Annotated in this window: 19 protein-coding genes and 1 pseudogene; 18 read left to right on the top strand and 2 right to left on the bottom strand. The window is 39.3% G+C overall.

The genetic code is table 11. From position 1 onward, the window contains the following. The first annotated feature begins 79 nt into the window (after nt 1-79). The 17 genes from QZR70_RS02830 to QZR70_RS02750 all read left to right on the top strand — a co-directional run bounded on the left by QZR70_RS02830 (nt 80) and on the right by QZR70_RS02750 (nt 18979). On the top strand, nt 80-457 hold the full coding sequence (locus QZR70_RS02830) for a hypothetical protein (protein ID WP_295792981.1): 378 nt from the start codon (nt 80-82) through the stop codon (nt 455-457). A 54-nt stretch (nt 458-511) separates the two neighbouring features. Continuing rightward, complete coding sequence (locus tag QZR70_RS02825; RefSeq protein WP_295792979.1) at nt 512-931, top strand: hypothetical protein; 420 nt, start codon at nt 512-514, stop codon at nt 929-931. Between the two features lie 260 nt (nt 932-1191). Then, on the top strand, nt 1192-1671 hold the full coding sequence (locus tag QZR70_RS02820; RefSeq protein ID WP_295792977.1) for a hypothetical protein: 480 nt from the start codon (nt 1192-1194) through the stop codon (nt 1669-1671). Nucleotides 1672-1904: 233 nt separating this feature from the next. Next, on the top strand, nt 1905-2672 hold the full coding sequence (locus QZR70_RS02815) for a SprT family zinc-dependent metalloprotease (protein ID WP_363661698.1): 768 nt from the start codon (nt 1905-1907) through the stop codon (nt 2670-2672). Nucleotides 2673-2684: 12 nt separating this feature from the next. After that, the gene (locus tag QZR70_RS02810; RefSeq protein ID WP_295792974.1) at nt 2685-6092 is read left to right on the top strand and encodes a DNA polymerase III subunit alpha; all 3408 of its coding nucleotides are present in this window, start codon (nt 2685-2687) and stop codon (nt 6090-6092) included. Between the two features lie 75 nt (nt 6093-6167). Next, a complete protein-coding gene (gene pyk, locus QZR70_RS02805) occupies nt 6168-7916 on the top strand; it encodes a pyruvate kinase (RefSeq protein ID WP_295792973.1) in 1749 nt (582 codons plus the stop codon). Between the two features lie 36 nt (nt 7917-7952). After that, nucleotides 7953-8696: a Bax inhibitor-1/YccA family protein gene (locus tag QZR70_RS02800; protein ID WP_295792970.1), complete on the top strand. Its 744-nt coding sequence runs from the start codon at nt 7953-7955 to the stop codon at nt 8694-8696. Between the two features lie 11 nt (nt 8697-8707). Beyond that, nucleotides 8708-9619 carry a LysR family transcriptional regulator gene (locus tag QZR70_RS02795; protein ID WP_295792968.1) on the top strand — a complete coding sequence of 304 codons (912 nt, stop codon included), beginning with the start codon at nt 8708-8710 and terminating at the stop codon, nt 9617-9619. A 400-nt stretch (nt 9620-10019) separates the two neighbouring features. Continuing rightward, the gene (locus QZR70_RS02790) at nt 10020-11420 is read left to right on the top strand and encodes a DASS family sodium-coupled anion symporter (RefSeq protein WP_295792966.1); all 1401 of its coding nucleotides are present in this window, start codon (nt 10020-10022) and stop codon (nt 11418-11420) included. A 106-nt stretch (nt 11421-11526) separates the two neighbouring features. Continuing rightward, nucleotides 11527-11796, top strand: a complete 270-nt coding sequence (gene citD, locus QZR70_RS02785) for a citrate lyase acyl carrier protein (protein WP_009351290.1) — start codon at nt 11527-11529, stop codon at nt 11794-11796. After that, nucleotides 11796-12761: a CoA ester lyase gene (locus QZR70_RS02780; protein WP_038117792.1), complete on the top strand. Its 966-nt coding sequence runs from the start codon at nt 11796-11798 to the stop codon at nt 12759-12761. Before citD ends, QZR70_RS02780 begins: the two co-directional genes overlap by 1 nt. Next, complete coding sequence (gene citF / locus QZR70_RS02775) at nt 12751-14298, top strand: citrate lyase subunit alpha (RefSeq protein ID WP_105084879.1); 1548 nt, start codon at nt 12751-12753, stop codon at nt 14296-14298. The genes QZR70_RS02780 and citF overlap by 11 nt, the downstream gene beginning before the upstream one ends. 248 nt (nt 14299-14546) lie before the next feature. After that, nucleotides 14547-15050: a hypothetical protein gene (locus QZR70_RS02770; protein ID WP_105084878.1), complete on the top strand. Its 504-nt coding sequence runs from the start codon at nt 14547-14549 to the stop codon at nt 15048-15050. 15 nt (nt 15051-15065) lie between these two features. Beyond that, entirely contained in the window at nt 15066-15941 is an 876-nt protein-coding gene (locus tag QZR70_RS02765) for a DUF4261 domain-containing protein (RefSeq protein ID WP_105084877.1), read from the top strand. Nucleotides 15942-15969: 28 nt separating this feature from the next. Then, entirely contained in the window at nt 15970-16326 is a 357-nt protein-coding gene (locus tag QZR70_RS02760; protein WP_295792959.1) for a cupin domain-containing protein, read from the top strand. A 239-nt stretch (nt 16327-16565) separates the two neighbouring features. Further along, nucleotides 16566-17879, top strand: coding sequence for an MFS transporter (locus tag QZR70_RS02755; RefSeq protein WP_257847370.1), 1314 nt, complete (start codon nt 16566-16568; stop codon nt 17877-17879). A 203-nt stretch (nt 17880-18082) separates the two neighbouring features. After that, on the top strand, nt 18083-18979 hold the full coding sequence (locus tag QZR70_RS02750) for a hypothetical protein (protein WP_295792953.1): 897 nt from the start codon (nt 18083-18085) through the stop codon (nt 18977-18979). Between the two features lie 67 nt (nt 18980-19046). Here QZR70_RS02750 and QZR70_RS02745 read toward each other — a convergent pair whose 3' ends face one another. Then, a complete protein-coding gene (locus QZR70_RS02745) occupies nt 19047-19466 on the bottom strand; it encodes a hypothetical protein (RefSeq protein WP_295792951.1) in 420 nt (139 codons plus the stop codon). Continuing rightward, a complete protein-coding gene (locus tag QZR70_RS02740; RefSeq protein ID WP_105089649.1) occupies nt 19466-20389 on the bottom strand; it encodes a LysR family transcriptional regulator in 924 nt (307 codons plus the stop codon). Before QZR70_RS02740 ends, QZR70_RS02745 begins: the two co-directional genes overlap by 1 nt. 385 nt (nt 20390-20774) lie before the next feature. Between QZR70_RS02740 and QZR70_RS02735 the strand changes: the two are divergent. After that, nucleotides 20775-21339: pseudogene (locus QZR70_RS02735) on the top strand (pyruvate:ferredoxin (flavodoxin) oxidoreductase); the annotation flags it as partial.

The following is a 21339-nucleotide window of genomic DNA, read 5'->3' as shown; positions in this document are numbered from 1 at the left end:
TTGCTCTTTAAATAAGTTAGACAAATAAAATATAGTAGAGGGAATCTAAATATCGAAAAAAGATTAGTGAGGAGAAATTATGAATGCTGGGCGCATCTTATGTAGTATTTTACTTGGTATGTATGCAATATATATTATACGGAATAATGCAATAACTATTGCAGGAGCAAATACTAAGAAAAGTCTTCTTCTTACGATGATACAATTAGGTCAATTGTTGATGCTTGAATTAATGGTTATTTTTGGGGGGAGGATTTTACATAGTTTTTCGATTTTTTCATTAATACTCGCGGGCCTTCTTTGGGGAGAAATGTTTGCACTAAAGCAAAATCTGAATGAATATTTTATGTGCCAAGAGGGGAAAAGATATGGACTTAGTATTATAGGTATAGGTCGAATTGCTGTGTCTGTAGGACAGAGTATTCTTTTAATCTTTCTTGGAATCTGTAGTTGGTAATATTTAATTAGCGTTAAAGTTATTAATAATGAAAATTAAGATTAGTGGTGGAATATGAATAAAAGTTGTTTTAAATTGAGTAGTTTGCCATTTACAGTCAAGTTTTATGTCGGTTTTGCCTTATTTGGATTCCTACTAATTGGACTTGTTTCTTTACATGCGTATATTAAAAGGCCAGAGCAAATGCAAAGCCTTCAATTATACGAGCAAAAATTAGAGGATATATCTTTTAAAAAAGTAAGTGAAGAATACTATGCATCTGGTCGAGCCTATCAAAATAATAATCTTGAAATTACATATGACTCTATTACAATTGACGATGTTAAAGAGATACTTTCAAAACAAAATATAGTCTGGAATGAAATTAACAAGAATCGTATTGTTGGTCGTGATTATGATACTAATATTTATCTCGAACTGTTTAAAGAACGAGGCTCTAATAAAGTGACTTTAATATTACAAAAAAGAAATTAATTATGGGCAAGCAAAAGATATATATAATTTTGAATGGATTCCTGATTACGATAATAAAATCGGACCTATTCCTCCGGCAGAGCTTTCTACTGAGTATATAAATAAGTTGTGGTCTATAGTGAAAGGTGCATCTAAGGAGAATGCATTAATTGCTGCGGCTAATATTGCATATTTAGAGCAGAGAGCCGGAATTATCAAACCTTTTAAATATGGGATTCAAATTGATACTATTATTTGATCTAAAGTGAGTGCATAGTGAAATGAAATATATATTAGGTATTTTTATAGGTATTGTTCTTTTAGTAGTAGGTTCAATAATTTATATTGGTGAATCTAATTCATATATATATGAACCTCGTTATTTTTTGGGATATTCCAAGGGTGAAAATTATATATTGGATAATAAAACTGGATCCACATTAGAATATAATGGATACTCTTACGAATCACAATTAAACTATCTATATAGTTATGGAAAAACAGGTTTTCTAAAAATTGATTTAAATTTAGATCAAATATACTATTTATTTGATGAGGAAACCGATGAAAATTATAAAAAATATACTTTAAACAACTATTTGATAGAGAAAAAAGAGCTAGAAAAAGAACAGAAACCAATTCACATACATATTCTATCTAGTAAGGCAGACCTAACTTCTGAGGAACAGAATATTTATAATAGGTTGAAAGATAAGAAGATGAGATATCCTAATCGTTCTATTATTGTTAAAGTAAAATAATATGTTTAATATTTTTGCGATTTGGATGCATCGTAAGATAATCTTATGATGTATTTATTAAGACTTTTCTATACTAATCAATAATTTGATGTTACAGATTATTTTAATGACACCTATACCACCCACAAGAGCTTGGTATAGGTGTCATTTTTATATTGAAAACTAATAAAAATCATTATTACTTAAAATCTAAGTAATTCTATCAAAATCACCAGATTTTTACGATTTTATGAGTGTTTTATGATAAAATAAAAGGTATGAATACTTCAACAACTAGGTCTATTACCTATAATGGCGACAGAATTGAATATGAGTTAACCATCAAGCGTGTGAAGAACATGAACATGCGCATTACAAAGGATGGTGTGATCCATGTGTCGGCGAATGCCTATGTGCCGGATTATAGGGTGGACAAGTTTGTCATCGAGAATATGCCCTTCATTGAGCGGGCTCGTTACAAGATTGATGCATTGAATGCCAAGCGCGTCGATGCGTTGCAGTATGTAAATGGTGAAAGCTTATCAATCCTCGGTATTCCTGTTACGTTGCGTCTAGTTGAGCAGGATGGAAAGCCTCACATCGGCTTTGACGGAAAAGCCATCCTTACCATGGTGGTACCTCGTGGTACGACTTATGAAGCAAAGCATAAATTAATGCAAAGTTATTGGCGTAATTTAGGGGAGAAGGTCTTTGTCCATTGGGCAAAGGTTGTGTATCAGCGCTTTCACAAGCAAGGTATTGATGTACCTATGCCAACTATAAAACAGCAGAGTATGAAGAGTCGTTGGGGTTCTTGTACGCCAGCAAAGCAGCTCATCAAGATGAACACGCGCCTATTAGAGGGACCACAGGCGTATATTGAGTACGTTATGATTCATGAGTTTGCTCATTTTAAATATTTAGACCATTCCAAGAACTTTCACAATCTAGTGGCACAGTTTTTGCCAGATTGGAAGGCTCGTAAGAAGTCATTGAACGTGTATTTTGCTCATCGCCCTTAAAGGAGGTGTACCATGCAGCCATTTGTACATTTACATAGTCATACAGAGTTTAGTTTGCTAGACGGTATCAGTCGTTTGCCTGACATGGTACGTCGTGCGAAGGAGTTAAATCAGCCAGCTCTTGCCATTACGGATCACGGCAATATGTACGCAGCCATTTATTTCTACAAAGAATGTGTGGCCCAAGGTGTTAAGCCTATTATCGGTTGTGAAGTATATGTAACGGAAAACAGCCGATTTGATCGCCCCGAAGGTCGCAGCCGTGAAAGACTAAAACATCTTATCTTGTTGGCGGAGACAATGGAAGGGTATCGTAATCTCGTAAAAATCGTGTCTAAAGCATCGACGGAAGGTATGTTATATCGTCCCCGTGCAGATCGCGATTTATTGCGTCAGTACAGCAAGGGCATAATCGCCCTCAGTGCCTGCATTCAAGGGGAAATTCCTCAGTATATTTTGCAAGATAATATGGACGCCGCTAGACGCTCTATTGAGTGGTATATCGAGACCTACGGGAAAGATAATTTCTTCTTAGAAATCCAAAATCATGGCCTCCCAGAGGAGGCAAAGGCCCAAGAGGAGCTCATTAAGCTCAGCAAGGAATACGGCCTTGGCATCGTAGCGTCTAATGACTTCCACTATGTCTTAAAAGAGGATGCAGACGCGCAAGATATAAAGGTATGTATTTCTACAGGCCGTCGTCGTGCTGAGGTAGACCGCTTAAAGTTCCCTAATGATGAGTTCTATCTAAAATCTGGGGATGAGATGGCGCAGCTCTTCTCACATATCCCTGGGGCCATTGAAAATACCTTAAAAATTGCAGACCGCTGTAACGTAGAATTCAATTTCGACGAACATCACTTGCCACACTTTGATGTGCCAGAAGGGGAAACGTCTAAGACCTATTTACGTAAGGTTTGTGAACGAGAAATCTCACGCCTTTATGGTGAAACGTCTGAAGAATTGCAAAAACGTCTCGATTACGAGTTAGACGTTATCGGTACGATGGGCTTTGAGGACTATTTCCTCATCGTATGGGACTATGTACGCTATGCCCGTGAACATGATATTTTAGTAGGCCCTGGTCGTGGTTCGGCGGCCGGTTCTGTAGTAGCCTATCTACTTGGCATTACAGGCCTTGATCCATTAAAATACGATTTGCTCTTTGAACGGTTCTTAAATCCAGAGCGGGTAAGCATGCCCGATATCGATATTGACTTCTGCTATGAAAAGCGTGGTAAAGCTATCGAATATGTAACGCGAAAATACGGACAGGAGCGCGTATCTCAGATTATTACCTTTGGTACTGAGGCAGCGCGTGCCGTAATTCGAGACGTAGGTCGTGTGCTAGACTTACCACTGGCGGAAGTGAACCGCATTGCTAAGATGATTCCCAACGAACTAGGGATTACCTTAGATAAGGCTTTGCAAGGCAAAGAGTTAAAAGCTTTATACGAAGCTGATCCAAATGTTAAAGAGTTATTCGATTTTGGTAAAAAGCTAGAAGGCATAGCGCGCAATTCGTCCACTCATGCGGCGGGCGTCGTAATTTCTGCGGACCCTCTCGATGACCACGTACCGGTACAAAATGCTAACGATGAAGGCTTTGTAACACAGTACGACAAGGATAACATCGAGGAATTAGGTCTCTTAAAGATGGACTTTTTGGGTCTTCGTACCTTGACAGTTATGGGGGATGCCTTAAAGCTCATCAAGGCGAACCGCAGTATTGACCTCGATTTAGATGCAATACCACTCGATGATAAGGCGGCTTGTGATATCCTCACAAAAGGCGACACCTCTGGTGTATTCCAGCTCGAATCGGAAGGTATCACCAAGCTCGTTATGGACCTTAAGCCTGAACATTTTGAAGACTTAATTCCATTGGTAGCCTTGTACCGTCCAGGCCCACTAGGCTCAGGTATGGTGGCGGACTTTATCGACCGTCGTCACGGTAAAAAAGAGGTTACCTATTTACATCCTATCTTGGAACCGATTTTGAAAGATACCTTTGGGGTAATCTTGTACCAAGAACAGGTTATGCAGATTGCATCCGCCATGGGCGGGTTCTCCCTTGGTCAAGCGGACTTGATGCGCCGCGCCATGGGTAAGAAAAAGGAATCTGTTCTAAAGGCGCAGCGCGAGTCTTTTATTCAAGGTTCCATAAATAATGGTATAGAAGAGTCCATCGCAAACGAAGTATTCGACTTACTCGTATACTTTGCTGGCTATGGCTTTAATAAATCACATAGTGCGGCTTATGCGTACATCGCATACCAAACGGCGTATTTGAAGGCCCACTATTTCCCTGAGTTCATGGCTGCTACCATGACTAGCTTTATGCAAAACATGCAAAAGTTAACATATTACATTAACTCTTGCAAGAAGCACAATGTTAAGGTACTTGGGCCAGATATTAACTATTCTGAACGCAGCTTTGCCGTACAAGGTGATGCCATTCGCTTCGGTCTTGGGGGCATCAAGAACGTAGGGGATAATGCCATTGATCGCTTGATTCGTGAGCGCAATGAGCACGGCCTCTATACGGATATCGTAGATTTCTGCAAGCGAGTAGACAACAAGGTTGTTAATAAACGACTTCTTGAAAGTCTCATTCGATGTGGTGCTATGGATGGTTTCAAGGAAAACCGAAACCAATTATTGCACATGTATGAAAGTGCTCAAGCCGTTGGTGCTAAAGAGCAAAAGGATGCCGCTATGGGCACCATGAGTCTTTTTGGAGAGATGGAAGAGTCCGTTGACTTCATCCCTGTACCGAATGTGGAGGATTTATCGGAAGACGATAAATTAAAGGATGAAAAGGAGTATACCGGCTTTTACATTACAGGCCATCCATTGCAAGGTTATGCGAAGGAGTTAGAGGGCTTATTTGAACTAGGGGCTCTTGTAGAAAATCCAGAGCAATATGATGGTCAAACCATAACATTTGGCGGCTTGATTGAAAATAAGACGGACCGCATGACGAGACGAAATGAGGTTATGTCCATTCTCCGTATCGAAGATTTTTCTGGTGCAGCCAATGTTGTGGCGTTCCCTAAGGTCTTTAGTCAAAGTCAACAGTTCCTTGCTGTTGATATGATTGTTAAGGTAAAAGGCCGCGTTGATGCGGATGAAAAGGGTGTGCAAATTATTGCAGACCGCATTATGCCATTAAAGGTAAACTATAGTCAGGCTAAGAATGTGGCTATTCATATTTATAGCCAATATGACACGCCAGAAAATAGTGAAGCCTTAAAACGGCTGTTAACGAACACCGTAGGCTCTGTGCCAACATCACTATACTTACACCGTCAACGGAAGCGCATTAACTTGCCACCGAATATGTGCTTTGATCCTAGTGATGAATCTATCAAGGCTATTGAAGCTATATTAGGTGATGGCTCCGTAGAGGTGCAATAATTAATAGCTTTCACCAGCATTACTATAATAAGAAATGAAAGATTCAATATAGAAATTGCTTTCATAGGAGGAAAGATGAAACGTACAAAAATCGTATGTACTGTAGGTCCGGGAACGGATAAATTTGGTATTTTAGAAGATATGATGCGAGCGGGCATGAACGTGGCTCGTTTTAATTTCTCCCACGGATCTCATGAAGAGCAAGCAGAGCGCATGCAAATGGTGCGCGATGCGGCGATGATTGTTAATAAACCAATCGCATTATTGCTCGATACAAAAGGTCCTGAGGTTCGTCTCGGTCTATTTAAAGAGGGCAAGGTATTCCTTGAAGCAGGTCAAAAGTTTACATTGACTACCGATGATGTGGAAGGTACAAAAGAGCTTAGCTCCGTGAACCACAAAGGTCTTGTAGGCGACGTGTCCGTTGGGGATAAAATCCTCTTGGCTGATGGCCTTGTAACACTTAACATCGATGCCATCGAAGGAAATAACATCATTACTACTGTTCAAAACAGTGGTGAAATTGGTAACCGTAAACGCGTGGCTGTACCAGGTGTAGCGCTTAGCTTGCCTCCTGTATCTGAACAGGACGAAGCAGATTTACGCTTTGGCTGTCAACAAGGGGTAGACTTTGTGGCGGCATCCTTCATGCAACGCGGTAAGGACATTGTAGCCATTCGTCGCATTCTTGAGTCTGAGAAAAAAGATATCAAGATTATCGCAAAAATTGAAAATGCTGAAGGCGTTAAAAATATTGATGAAATCTTAGAAGTAGCAGATGGCCTCATGGTTGCTCGCGGTGACCTCGGTGTAGAAATCCCTGCCGAAGAGGTTCCAGTACTTCAAAAGATGATGATCGAAAAATGTAATGACTTGGGTAAACCAGTTATTACGGCAACCCAAATGCTAGAGTCCATGATTCATAATCCACGTCCTACACGGGCGGAAGCAAGTGACGTAGCCAATGCCATCTTAGATGGTACGGATGCGATCATGTTGTCTGGTGAAACAGCAAATGGTGCTTATCCAGTAGAGGCGGTTACGACTATGACACGCATTGCTGAGGTAACAGAACAAGCTGCTATTTACGATAGTAAAAGTCGTACTCGTCAAGATGTGGATATGACGACTACCAGTGCTGTATGTTTAGCAAGCGTGCGCATCGCTCAAAACCTTGGGGCAGCTGCTATTTTGACATGTACTGAATCTGGTCATACTGCAATTAGCACTGCTCGGCATCGTCCGGCTTGCAAAATTATTGCTGTAACACCGCATGAAGAAACAATTCGCCGCATGCAATTATGCTGGGGCGTAGAGGCTATTAAAGGTCATGAAATCGTTAACTCTGATGAAATGGTTAAACAAGCGATTACAGGTGCTCTTGGTACAGGTGCCATTGAGTCTGGTGACTTAGTTGTGGTAACGGCTGGCGTACCATCTGGTGCGACAGGTACTACAAATATGATTCGCGTTCATATTGCAGGCCAAGTACTCTTATCTGGTAATGGTATTTTGCGTAAATCCGTTACAGGCACTGTATTCATTGCTGCTAATCATAAGGGCAATTATGAAAGCTTCAAAGACGGCGATATCCTCGTTGTAGGTACAATGGAACCTGAATTGATGTCTGTTGCAAAAAGAGCAGGCGGTATTATTGCTGTAGAGGATGGTTATACATCCGATAGTGCTATTGCTGGCATTACCTATGGTATTCCTGTAATCTTAGGTGCTAAAAACGCTCATGACGTACTCCTTGAAGGTCAAGAAGTAACTATCGATGGCGAACGTGGCAAGGTGTTTGCTGGCATTGCAAATGCTCGATAATCTTTATTGAGTGATAATTAAATAAGGAGGGATAGTATGAATCCATATAATGTAACAGGACCTAGTAATTCTCAAGTTGCTCAGGTTGAAAGTATTGTATCCCAACGTTTGAAGGGATCCTTCTTGTGGATGGTTGTAGGTTTACTTACGACTATCGGTGTTGGAGTGGCTGCGTTGGCAAATCCAAACTGGCTACGCTTTGCATACGAAAACTTTAATATTATTCTATTAGTTGAACTAGGCGTAGTATTCCTATTTAGTGCTCGTGCGTATACTGCCAATGTTATGACTTTAAAAGGCATGTTCTTCCTCTACAGTGCATTGAATGGTCTTACATTGACACTTATATCCTTGAGATATAATGTATTTGAAGTAGTTATTCCCGCGTTAATCGGCACGTTAGCGTTCTTCATCGGCTTTGCTATCGTAGGGGCTACTACGAAACGTAATTTGTCATCCCTAACCCCATATGTAATGGCTGCCTTACTTGGTATGATCATCGTATCTTTTGTGATGATAGGGGCTCGTTATTTTAACTGGGCTGTACTTAGTGGCTTTAGTGACACTGTTAGCTTAGTTCTAGGTTATGTAGGGGTTGTAGTATTCTCCATCTTTACAGCTATCGATGTGAACCGCATTAAAAACAATGTGACACAAGTGGCGCTCTTGGAGGATGAAACCATTTTAGACCGCATTGAAATCACAGGTGCTTTGAGCCTATACTTAGATTTCATTAACTTATTCTTATCCTTATTGCGCATCTTTGGTAATAAGCGATAAAAGGAGATTGTATGGATAATAGAGAATGGCAAACCTTTGTAACCGTTGTGGATGAAGGGAATATTACAAGGGCTGCAGAAAAATTATTTTTATCACAACCGGCGTTGAGTTATCGGTTGCGCCATATGGAAAAAGCCTTGGGCCATTCTCTGTTGTTGCGAACTGCTGAAGGGATTGCTCTTACAGCACAAGGCGAAATTTTTTATGACTACTGTAAAAGAATGATGCAGGATCAAGAGGCCTTAGAAAATGCTATGAATTCCGCTTCTGGTAAGATTCAAGGGACCTTAAAAATCGCATCATCCATCAATTTTGCAGACTATGAATTACCAGCCTTATTGAAATCCTTCCGGGAACAATACCCTGATGTGCATATTCAAGTTAAAACTGCTTTCAGCCATCAAGTAGTAAAAATGTTTAATTCTGGTGACTGTATGGTTGCCTTTGCTCGTGGTGGCTATGAAGTATCTGGTAAATCTGAATTACTATTGGAGGAACCGTATTGTTTGGTTTATAAAGAATTAGTACCACCTGAGTCGTTAGAGAAGGTACCATTCATTAAATACCAAACAGATGCATCTGTAGCAAATATTATTGAAACGTGGTGTGCTGAGCATTTTGAAGAACCACCGAGTGTTGCGATGGATGTAAATTCTATGAGTACGTGCCGTCACTTTGTGCGCGCCGGTCTTGGCTGGTCTATCTTAACTTATATGGGGCTTGGATCTTGTAAGGATAGAGATATCTATGTGAGTCCATTGCGTAGTAAAGATGGTGAGTACATCAGTCGCGATACGAACATGGTGTACACAAAGGATGCGGAAAATCTAGTAGTAGTAAAGACCTTTATCGAGTATGTCCGTAATTACTACAAAGAACACACTGTTGTAGATGATAGTATTTTTAGAGAATATAAAGCATAAGAATCCTTGAGATAAAGAGAATCTATGAGATTGTATCACTGTTTATCCATGCTATTTCAGTATTGGACTTTTTCGATATAATAGCTCATAATGAAAGTGTCTCGAAAGAGCAAGGCAGTACCATGTAAGTGCATGTATACCCCCTTTGGGGACGTATACATGCATTTTTTTCATTTGGGGCTGTAAATCTATGCTCAAAATGCATAAAAAGTATGATTGGTAGATATAAAAGTTTTTATAACCCCTATAAAGGTAATCTATTATTCATAATTCTTTTAAGCATATATAATGAGTGTAGACAAAGACTCCTAGAGTTCAATAGATGATAGTCGCGTATCACGAATCTTTAGGGGAGTGTTAGGATGATATACATGCCTATGTTTTTAAGAAAGGAATAAACATGGAAAAATTCTTAAAACTAGCACTTATCGTGCTAATTCCAATTATCCTCTGGTTTACAACTCCACCAGAAGGGCTCTCTGCGGAAGCGTGGCGCCTCTTAGGCTTCTACATTGCAGGTATCGTAGGTTTGATTTTAAAACCATACCCAATTCAAATTATTTTATTAGCTGTATTATCTGCTTCTGCATTATTCTTAGACAATGCAAAAGATATCTTGGTAGGTTATGGCTCCACGGCATTGTGGATGATCATCGCTGCGTTCTCCTTGAGTGTTGCCTTTGGTAAAACTGGTCTTGGTCACCGCGTTGCGTACCATTTGATTAATGCATTTGGTTCTACTGTATTACGTCTTGGCTATGTAACAGCACTTCTTGATTTAGTATTATCTCCAGCGACACCTTCTAACACAGCACGTGCGGCTGGTATTGTATATCCAATCAATCTATCCATCGCTGAATCCATCGGTTCTTATCCTGGTGATACAGCAAAACGCGGTGGTTCCTTCATCTTGATGAATGGCTATTTCGTAACAAAAATTACATCCTTCATGTTCTTAACAGCTATGGCTCCTAACGTGTTGGCTTTGGACTTTGTTACTAAAATCACTGGTCTAAACATGACTTGGGCTCAATGGGCTTTGGCTTTAGCTCTTCCTGGTCTTGTAATGTTGATTTTCGTTCCACTTGTAGGTTACTGGATCGACCGTCCTGAAGCAGTAAAAATTGACAATAAGAAATTGGCTGCTGACGGTCTTGCTAAATTAGGACCTATGAAAATGTCTGAAAAAATCTTGGCAGTTGTATTTATTCTTGCTCTTATCGGTTGGGCATTGCCTTCCATCGGTTTTGATTTGAGCCCAACAGCAGTAGCATTAGTTGCTATGACTGTTGTGTTCTTTGCTGGTATCATCACTTGGGATGACATGGTTCAAACAAAAGCTGTTTGGAATACATTCATCTGGTTCGGTGCTATCCTTGGTTTATCCACTGCTTTAACAAAAGCTAAATTCTTCGCTTGGCTTGCAGCATATATGCAAGCAAACTTGGCACTTGATGTGTCTCCACTCGTAGTTGTATTAATTCTTTCTGCTATTAGTGTTGTCATTCGTTACTTATTCGCTTCCAGTACTGCCTATATTGCATCTATGCTACCAGTATTCTTGACTGTAGGTATGGCCGCTGGTGTTAACCCTGTTATGTTTGGTTTAGTATTGCTTGCAACAAATGCATTTGGTGGTCTTGTAACTCACTACGGTGCATCTCCTGGTCCAATCATCTACTCTGCAGGTTACAATAACTTGAAAGATTGGTGGACTGCTGGTGCAATCTTAGCAGTATTGAGTTGGATTCTACTCTTTGTAGTAGGTATCCCTTGGTGGACTTTCATCGGTATGATTTAATCACCATATAATTTTATAATCAACATGGTTTTAACGGCACGGACCAGACATTCGCGACACGTCTGGTCTTTGCCATTTGATATATTTTTTAGTGAAAGGATGCAACATGGCACAATTAGTAAAAGCTGCACAAGCTGGCTTCGACGAAAAAAATGATGCATTAGTAACGGTTGAACCGATTGCTAGCGGTATCGAAATTGAATTAACATCCAAAGTTATCCGTCAATACGGCGACCAAATTAAATCCGTTGTTTTAAACACAGTTAAAGAAGCTGGTTTTGACGGCGTAAAAGTAATCGTACAAGATAAAAATGCTTGGGATTACACAATTAAAGCTCGCGTATTAGGCGCATTGGAAAGGGGGAGCAAAGCATAATGGCTAACGATAAAACATTCCCAGAAGTTAAAACAAATCCATTAACAGAGGCTGCTAAAAAACGTTTGTCTCGTTCCATGATGTTCGTACCTGGTAATACACCTAAAATGATTAACAGTGCTGATATTCACGGTTCTGACTCCATCATGATCGATATCGAAGACTCCGTTCCTGTAACAGAAAAAGATACAGCTCGTCTTTTAACTGCAGAAGCTTTGAAATCTCGTAAATTCCGTGCAGAAACAGTTGTTCGTATCAACCATCCTACACAAACTCCTTACGGCTATGACGACCTTGATGTAATCGTTCCAGCTAAACCTGATATGATTCGTTTACCTAAAACTGAAGATGTATCTGAAGTTGAAATCGTAGCGAAGAAAATTGAAGAAGTAGAAAAAGCTAATGGCTGGCCAGAAGGCACAATCAACATTATCGTAGCTATCGAATCTGTTCGTGGCTTGTACAATGTTCGTGAAATTTGCCACGGTCCTCGCGTAGTAGCTATCGCTCTTGGTGCTGAAGACTATCGTGCTGACCTTCGTACAGGTAAACATAAACCAGCTGTAGAATTGTTATTCGCTCGTCAAACAATTCTTCATGCCGCACGTGAAGCAGGTATCCGCGTAATTGACACTGTATTCTCCGACGTGAAAGACCCTCAAGGTTTCCGCGAAGAAGTTGAATTCATTAAAGCGTTGGGTTACGATGGCAAATCTTGTATCCACCCAAGCCAAATTAAAATTATCCACGAAGTATTCACTCCTGACGAAAAAGAAATCGCTCATTCCGTTAAGGTATTGAACAGCTATGCAGATGCATTGCGCAACAATAAAGGCGTAATCTCTGTAGATGGTAAAATGATCGATGGTCCTATCGTAGTTCGTGCACAACGCGTTGTTGATAAAGCGCGTGCAGCAGGCATTAAAGTTGAATTAGAGGAAGGAGCAGAATACGATGTTAAATAAAGTAGGTCGCGATATCCCAACAAATATCCCAGCACTAGAAGGTCGTGAAGTATATCAAGGTGAATTCGCTATTGAACCTAAAGCTCATCGCGCAGGTAAACCTGTACACATGAGTCGTGTTGGTACTAATAAAGTACTTGCTTCTATTGATGAAGCTATCGAAAAAGCTGGCGTAAAAGATGGTATGACATTGTCCTTCCATCATCACTTGCGCAATGGCGACTATGTAATGAAAATGGTTATGGAACGCGTTCAAGCAAAAGGCATTAAAGACATTACAATTGCGTCTTCTTCCTTGTCCCCATGCCATGAATTCTTGGTAGAAATGATCCAAGATGGTACTGTAACAGCTATTGAAACATCTGGCTTGCGCGATCGTCTTGGTAAATTCTTGACTCAAAACCCAGGCGTATTGAAACGCCCTGTAGTGATTCGTTCCCACGGTGGCCGTGCACGTGCTATCGAATCTGGCGAAGTTCATATCGACGTAGCTTTCATGGGCGCTCCTACAGCTGACCCACGTGGTAATGCTACTGGTCGTATGGGCAAATCCGCATGTGGTGCTCTTGGTTATGCTAAAGTTGACTCCCATTATGCAGATACAACTGTTATCATCACTGATAACTTAGTTGACTATGTACACAACTATGCAATCCCTCAAACTGACGTAGATTATGTTGTTGAGGTTGAAAGCATTGGTGATCCAGAAGGTATTGCTTCTGGTGCGGTAGGTTTCACTAAAAACCCTATCCAAATTAAAATTGCTGAATTAGCTGGTGAATTCCTTGACCAAGCTGGCATCATTAAAGATGGCTTCGTATTCCAATTGGGCGCTGGTGGTGCTCCATTGACTGTAGCGAAATTCATTGCTGAAAAACTTCGCAAACGCGGTGAAGTAGGTGGCTTCGCTATCGGTGGTGCTACTGGTATCTTGACTGGTATGCTTGAAGAAGGCTTAATCCGTGCCATTTACGATACTCAAACATTCGATACTACTGCAGCAGCATCTTTGGATAAAAACCCTGCACACATCGAAATGTCTGCTTCCATGTACGCTAACCCATGGACTGACTGCACTACAAACTACCTAGACGTAGTATTCCTTGGTGCTACTGAAATCGACCTTGATTTCAACGTAAACGTAATGACTGACTCCAACGGTGTATTGATGGGCGCTTCCGGCGGTCACTCCGATACAGCAGCAGGTGCTAAATGCACAGTTATTACTTGCCCATTGATTCGTGGTCGCTTACCAATGATCCGTGATAAAGTAGCTACTGTAATTACACCAGGCTCCTCCGTTGACGTACTTGTTACTGAATACGGTATCGCAATCAATCCAGCTCGTACTGATTTAATTGAACGCTTCAAAGATAGCAACTTGCCTATCTTCACAATTGAAGAATTACAACAATTAGCATTTGATTTAGTAGGTAAACCACAAGATATTCCTGTATCTGATAAAGACGAAGACATCATCGCAATCGTTGAATACCGCGATGGCTCCATTCTTGACGTGGTTCGTAAACCTCTATAATTAAGTAGTGCTGAGAGTTCGAGGGAAACCGTAACAGGTAGGCCATCGGCTCATCATCCTATGCTGATTAGATAATATAAAGACCCTCTCCATAGTTCTCGGACTTATGGAGAGGGTCTTTTTGTAGTTATAAATGATTTAGTGTTAATTTTAGATACAGGGTCAAAACTTAATGAGATAAAAATGGTACATAGATATAGTTATACTTTTACTATAAGAAGATTGGAGATCTTTAGGAGGTAGTTTCTATGTATCGTTGTATTGCTAAGTTAGAGATTGACCTAGAGGGGCTAAGTGAGTTTTATAGTGATGTAAGCGAATATGAAACACTAAATATGTACCAAATAATATCTGCTTGGTTACAGGATGATTTAGATGGACCTAATCCTGAAAAAACGGTGTTCGGTGTATCAGAATATGCTTTAGATTGGATGTCTGTGCTACCAGGGGACACTTCCTATCGTAACCTATTTGATATGGGAAATTGCAAACTTGGTAATCATTCTGAAAGTATTGATTATTTATATGCGCGATTTCTACAAACCTTGGAGAATAATAAGACGTTTGAACTTGAGTATGAGTCATTATCTTTAGATTATATAATCGTGATGCCACAGTATATCGATATTACGCTAACATGTAGTAGAAATATAGATTATTTATTATTTATGAAACAGTGGTTACGTAATTGTAGTACTTATAAACATCTGATATACTATAAAGTGAAAGATATATTTTACATTATGTTTTAATTTAGGAGAGCGTGTATGACTCAAGTATTTAAACAAGATCTAACAGATAACTCTGTTCGCCCTGGCGGTTTGTTTTTCGTTGAGTTATTAATGCCAAAGCAGTGTGATATGCCTAATCGAGATACAATGGTAGAGGTATTCACAAAGCATTTAGGTCCTGTTGATTGCTTTAGTTATGGCGTTGAATCTGCTGGTTTTGCACCTCAGAATTATAAGGTTCATTACGAGGATAACGATGCAGATATTTCACCAACCTTGATGGTGACGAATTGTGAAAAAATCGACAAACCTGTACTAGATGATTTTACACGTAGTCAGGTTTGGGATTGTCCAAATGTAGATGACTTGCTAGATGAGTGCCAATATAGAGTATTTGCTACAGACATGTTAGCTTCGGGTTTAGAACCTAAAGAACGAGCTGATATGCTCGTGAAATATGTAGATGCGTTGTTAGAGTTATATCCATCCTGTAAGGCCGTTGTCTTTGGTCCATCTCGTAAGTTCTTAAGTCGAGAAACCATTGAAAATCATCCTGATAAAGCTGTAACACGTTTTATTTATTATGCCGTAAATGTGCGATATTTTAGCATTCAAGGCACAGATGACATGATGGTTGATACGATAGGTATGAACACCTTATTCTACCCTGATTTGCAGTATCACTTTCACGGTATGAACCCCGATGAAATTGTAAATCATGCGTATAGTGTATTGTATTATATCTTTGAGCACGATAATCCTATTGATGACGGGCAAACGATTGCAGGCTTAGAAAATGGAGATATGAATCCAGATATTAAATGGGCGGTTCAGTATGAGGACTCCTTAATTCAACCTGTTCGAACTGTTATAGATATTAATATGGGAGAATATGCATCGGGTACTCGTTAGTTGTTAATCGATGAAAGGTGTGAGCATTATGAGTAATCAACGTATTTTTGACATGGAACTTGTGAAAGTTGAAAGTTTGGAGAAAGCTGTTAGGACTCCATTTTATCAAACTGATTCCACAGGTGGCTCAGTATGGGTTATTAAACCTGGGCAAACCTTACCAAAGCATTACCATCATAACTCTGATGATATATGGGTTATATTGCAAGGTAAGGGGGTATTTTATCCAACGCCTGATACAGAGGTGCCTTTTACAAAGGGACAAGTTATAGTATCTAAAAAGGGTGAATGTCATGGCGCAAAAAATACTGGAACAGAAGATGTTATCTTTGTGAGTATCGTTGCTCCTGTACCTGCTGATTATGACCCTGTTAATACTAATTAATATGAAAGCACTTTATAGTATTTTGTTATCTTGTAATAGAGACAGCGTTATACTATAAAGTGCTTTTATTTTATACAGTTATTCCTAATGAATATACTTTTTTATTTTTATATGTCATCATTTTGATTTTGCTATTCTTATTTGTTATTTCTATATTCTATATAATTCCATTGACAGAGGACTTTTGTTTACTTAAGATAATAAGGTATGTAATATCTTAAGTAGTAGAAAGGAATTATATGAACTCATCTACACCAGAGCCTCAAAGTGGGGTTATTGATTTTAAAGACTTTACGAAGCGTCGTATGCTACACGTAGTCTTGCCATTATTTATTGTTTCTATTATTGCCTTTTTGGACCGTGTAAATATTGCCTATGCTGGCTTGACCATGAAGGAGAATTTACCATGGTTGACACCAGAGGTATTTGGTATGGGCGCCGGTATCTTCTTTATAGGCTATGTTTTATTTGAAGTCCCTGCATCTCTAATCGCTGCTCGCTGTAATGCTATGCATTGGGTAGCACGTATTATGTTTAGTTGGGGTCTAGTATGTATTCTTATGACAACGATGACCACAGAGTTGGAGTTTTATATTTATCGATTCCTTCTTGGTCTATGTGAAGCCTCTTTATATCCTGTAATTTATTCGTTACTCATTCCAAATTGGTTTTTGCCAAAGGAACGTGCAAAGGCAATCTCCTTGATGTTAACATCTTTATTGTTCTCTAATATCATTGGTGGTCCATTGGCAGGTATCTTACTGGATACAACATTCTTTGGTCTTCATGGGTGGCGTACACTCTTCATCGTTGAAGCTATTCCAGCTGTTATCTTTGCTTTCATTTTTGCGTTCTGGATGAAAGAACGTCCAGACCATGCATCTTGGGTAACTGATACAGAAAAAGCCTATATCAAGGCTGAACTTGAAAAAGAAGAACAACAAAAGCAAGCTGTAAAGAAATATACTACATGGCAAGCTTTAAAAGATCCAAAAGTATTACGTTTAGCGTTAATTTACTTCTTATGGGTTATTGGTTTCTGGGGCTTTAGCTTCTGGATGCCTCAAGTTCTTAAAAGCTTATCTGGTTGGCCGCCAAGTGTAGTAGCATGGTCTATTGCTATTCCGATGTCTGCTGCATTACTCGTGCAAGTATATTGTGGTTATTCCTCTGAAAAGCGCAACGAAAAACGTTGGCACGTTGCTACTACATTGTTCATTGGTACAATTGGTTTCTTGGCAACACCACATAGTTCATCCCCAGAAATTAGCTTATTCTTTATCTGCTTAACTGCTGTAGGTGTTTACGGTGGTATGGGTGTATGGTGGACCATGCCAACAACCTTCTTATCTGGCGCTGCTGCGGCAGGGGCGATGGGCCTTATTAACTCCTCTGGTAATATGGGTGGTTGGGTAGGACCATACATGCTTGGATTCATCAATGGTCACACTGGTAGCTTTACTTACGGTTACTATGTAATGGGGGCTTGTATGTTCCTAGCAGGTCTACTAATCTTGACATTACCTAAATCTATGGAACACAAAGAAGACTAAGTATAACTTCATAAATTATGTAATTTACAAGTTATGACAATTGTTATTAACATATGAAAATTACAAATTGAAACGAGCTATATCTCTAATGCATTCACATTGTAGCGAATGTATGAGGTATAGCTCTTTTTCTTTAGTAATGATGTTGTTTTATGTATAATAAAAGTAATAGAATCTACAGGATAAAATTAAGAGAGGACAATATGTATAGAAAGTTATTTTTAGTGGCCGTATTAACAACTTTTACACTAGGCGTATCTGTAAATGCGATATCATTACATGATCCGACGGGTGAAGGTAGAGCTGCTTTTGAGAAAATTGCAGTGTACAACCGTGACATTGTTAAAGTTTCAGGTCCTTATGATTCATGGGAGACAGCTGTTAAGAATTTAGGACGCGCTAAATATATTGGTGATTTAGAACAACATAAGACGATAGATAACTTACAGAGTCAATTGAAGCCTATATTAGGCAATTACTATGTATCAGCATATTATGTGGATTTTAATATTCTTACTCATGACGATGGTAATGTTAAAATAAAACCGACCGGTAATGATGTAGGTGAGACTAAATATATTGTAGAGTATAAAACTCAAGAGCATTATATTGATTCAATATTATGGAATCCTTTTGTAGAGAAAGCTATTACAGTAGCAGATCCGATTATTTCTTATGAGAATCAGTATGGAACGGGAAAACTCATAGTTGTGACAGCCTTTGGATATCAAGAGGATGTTCAAGGTTTTCCAGATAAGGGACTTATAGCTGCAAATAAAGCTTATAAGGCTGCTGAAGATACGTTAGTTAGTAGAGTATTGGAATTAGGCTGGGTTGATACATCTCGTGAAGCAGAGTTACGAGATTATTTAAATACAAATGATGGTGTTCATAAGGGGTACACTTTGGATGCTATGGGCTTTGGTGTTATGGCTCAAAAAGATCTCTTTCTTTATATAGATGATAAAGGTAATTTCCATCATAGGCACTACTCTGTTGTGAGTGAATGGGAAAAATCCTATAATAAGAATTTCAGTTTATATAAGTACATTCCTCTTGATAAAAAGATAAAAGCTATTACTGTAGTTCAAACGGATTAAGGCAGATATAATAAAAAGCCAGATACAATGTAAATACTTTTTAGTATGTATTGTATCTGGCTTTTATTTATTTTTTTACATCCGGTACTTTCCCAGGGTTCATATCGAGGTTTAGATCTGTGGATTTGAACGGGGAAGGGTTAGCTTCTGGTGGTCGCACTTTAAGCTCTGGGTGTAACCATTGTAATTGTTTCAGTTCCCAGTCGTACTTGGCACCGTCGTTTTGTAATTGGCGAATGTCTTTAAAGATATTATCCAGTTGGTCGCTATGTTTATTAGCCATCCCTTCTAGGATGTAAAGGCGACCAGCTACACTATCAACGGAAGAACCATCGTGGTCTTCATCGACACGCCATTGTAGTTCTGAAATTTGTATTTGCTGGAAGATTATAACAATTACCAGCACGATAATAACGCCCCACATGGGTGTTTCTTTAGCTTTCAAAAGGGCCCGCAATTTAGATGCGAGCCCAGATGGTTTATTCATTATTGACGATCCTCGAGTTGTAATCCAGGTAATGGTAATTTGGAATTTACAAAGTCTAACCACAAGCGAGAAGCATGGGAGAGGTAATGACCTTTTTTCCAAATAACATAAAGTGTATGAATGATTTCTGGTACAAGTGGACGTACAACAACCTTGGAACCAACCTCTGTATTTTCACCTACCTCAGGGCAGAGGCGAGATGGTAACAATGCGATGGCAAGGTCTGCACTAACTGTTTGCAACATAAGATCACGTTGGCTTGTTTCAAATACGATATGAGGTTGAAAACCTGTATGTTTACAAGCTTTGATGATTTCGTCATGCAAATTAAAGTCGTCTTTGTGCAATACGAAAGACTCATCAGCTAGCATTTCTAAACGAATTTCTTTTTCTTTCGCAAGAGGGCTAGATTTTGGAACGATAACGGAAAGAGGATCACTAGTGAGGTAGAATGACTCAAATTCTTTTGGATTTGGTTTCGTACAAATGATACCAATATCAATCAAGCCTTCTTGAACACTAATCTCAACTTTTTTAGAACCTTGTTCATAAAGTTCTAATTCAATTTGTGGATATACTTTTTTGAACTCCCCTAAAAGCTGAGCGAAGATAGGTGCATCGGTAATTGGTGGAATACCAATTCTAATGGAACCTTGCTCCAAACGAAACTCGTTTTCAAAATCAGTTTTTAGATGTTCAAACATGAATACTACGCGTTTTGCGTGGGTTAAGAAGATGGTACCCCCATCAGTAAGTTCTACAGATTTAGCATTACGCATGAAGAGAACAACACCAAGTTCGTCTTCTAAAGCTTTAATAGTACGGCTGATAGCGGATTGGGAGATGTGCAAATTCCGCGCAGCTTTACTAAAGCTTTTTTGATCAGCTACTTCAACGAAGTATTTCAAATGATGAAAATCCATAATTAACCCCCTAAAAATAAAATCTGGTTATGGGAAGTGACCTATGCTAAATGAGAATAGTTATTACTATAACGCAATTAGCTATTACTTTATGTAAAGCATGGATAGCAATATTGGCAAAGCGACAGTCACTGTATGTGTTGCGTTGATAGGGCCCAGCACGTTATAATGTGCATATAGGGCTATATCAAGTTATGATATTAGGAATTATGGTTGTGCCCAATACAAAAGTATGTTCACACATAATGCCATATTATATATAACATATATATTATTGCATTATTTTTTCATGTGCGCAAGTTTGTAATGGTTGTTATTCCTAAACATAATGATAGATTAAGCAAGTGTTCTATTTTTGCTAAATGCTTAAGGAGGCAATAATCACATGAGTCGTAAATTTAAAACTATGGACGGCAACCAAGCGGCTGCTCACGTTTCTTATGGTTTTACAGAAGTTGCTGCGATTTACCCAATCACTCCATCTTCCCCAATGCCAGAACACATTGACGAATGGGCTGCGTCTGGTCGTAAAAACATCTTCGGCAACACTGTTCAAGTTGTAGAAATGCAATCTGAAGCAGGTGCTGCTGCCGCAACTCACGGTTCTTTACAAGCTGGTGCATTAACAACAACTTTCACATCTTCCCAAGGTTTGTTATTGATGCTTCCTAACTTATACAAAGTAGCAGGCGAATTACTTCCAGGTGTATTCCAAGTAGCTGCTCGTGCATTGGCTGCACACGCTTTGGCTATCTTCGGTGACCATCAAGACGTAATGGCTGCTCGTGCAGCTGGCTGCGCTATGCTTGCTGAATCCTCCGTACAAGAAGTAATGGACTTGTCTGCAGTAGCTCACTTGACAGCTATTAAAACTCGTGTACCGTTCATCAACTTCTTTGACGGTTTCCGTACATCCCATGAAATTCAAAAAATTCAAATCTGGGACTATG

Origin of the sequence: uncultured Veillonella sp. (assembly GCF_900545205.1) — a bacterium.
GTDB lineage: Bacteria > Bacillota > Negativicutes > Veillonellales > Veillonellaceae > Veillonella.
The sequence above is the reverse complement of the archived record's forward strand: the minus strand, read 5'-3'. Positions and strand labels throughout refer to the sequence as shown.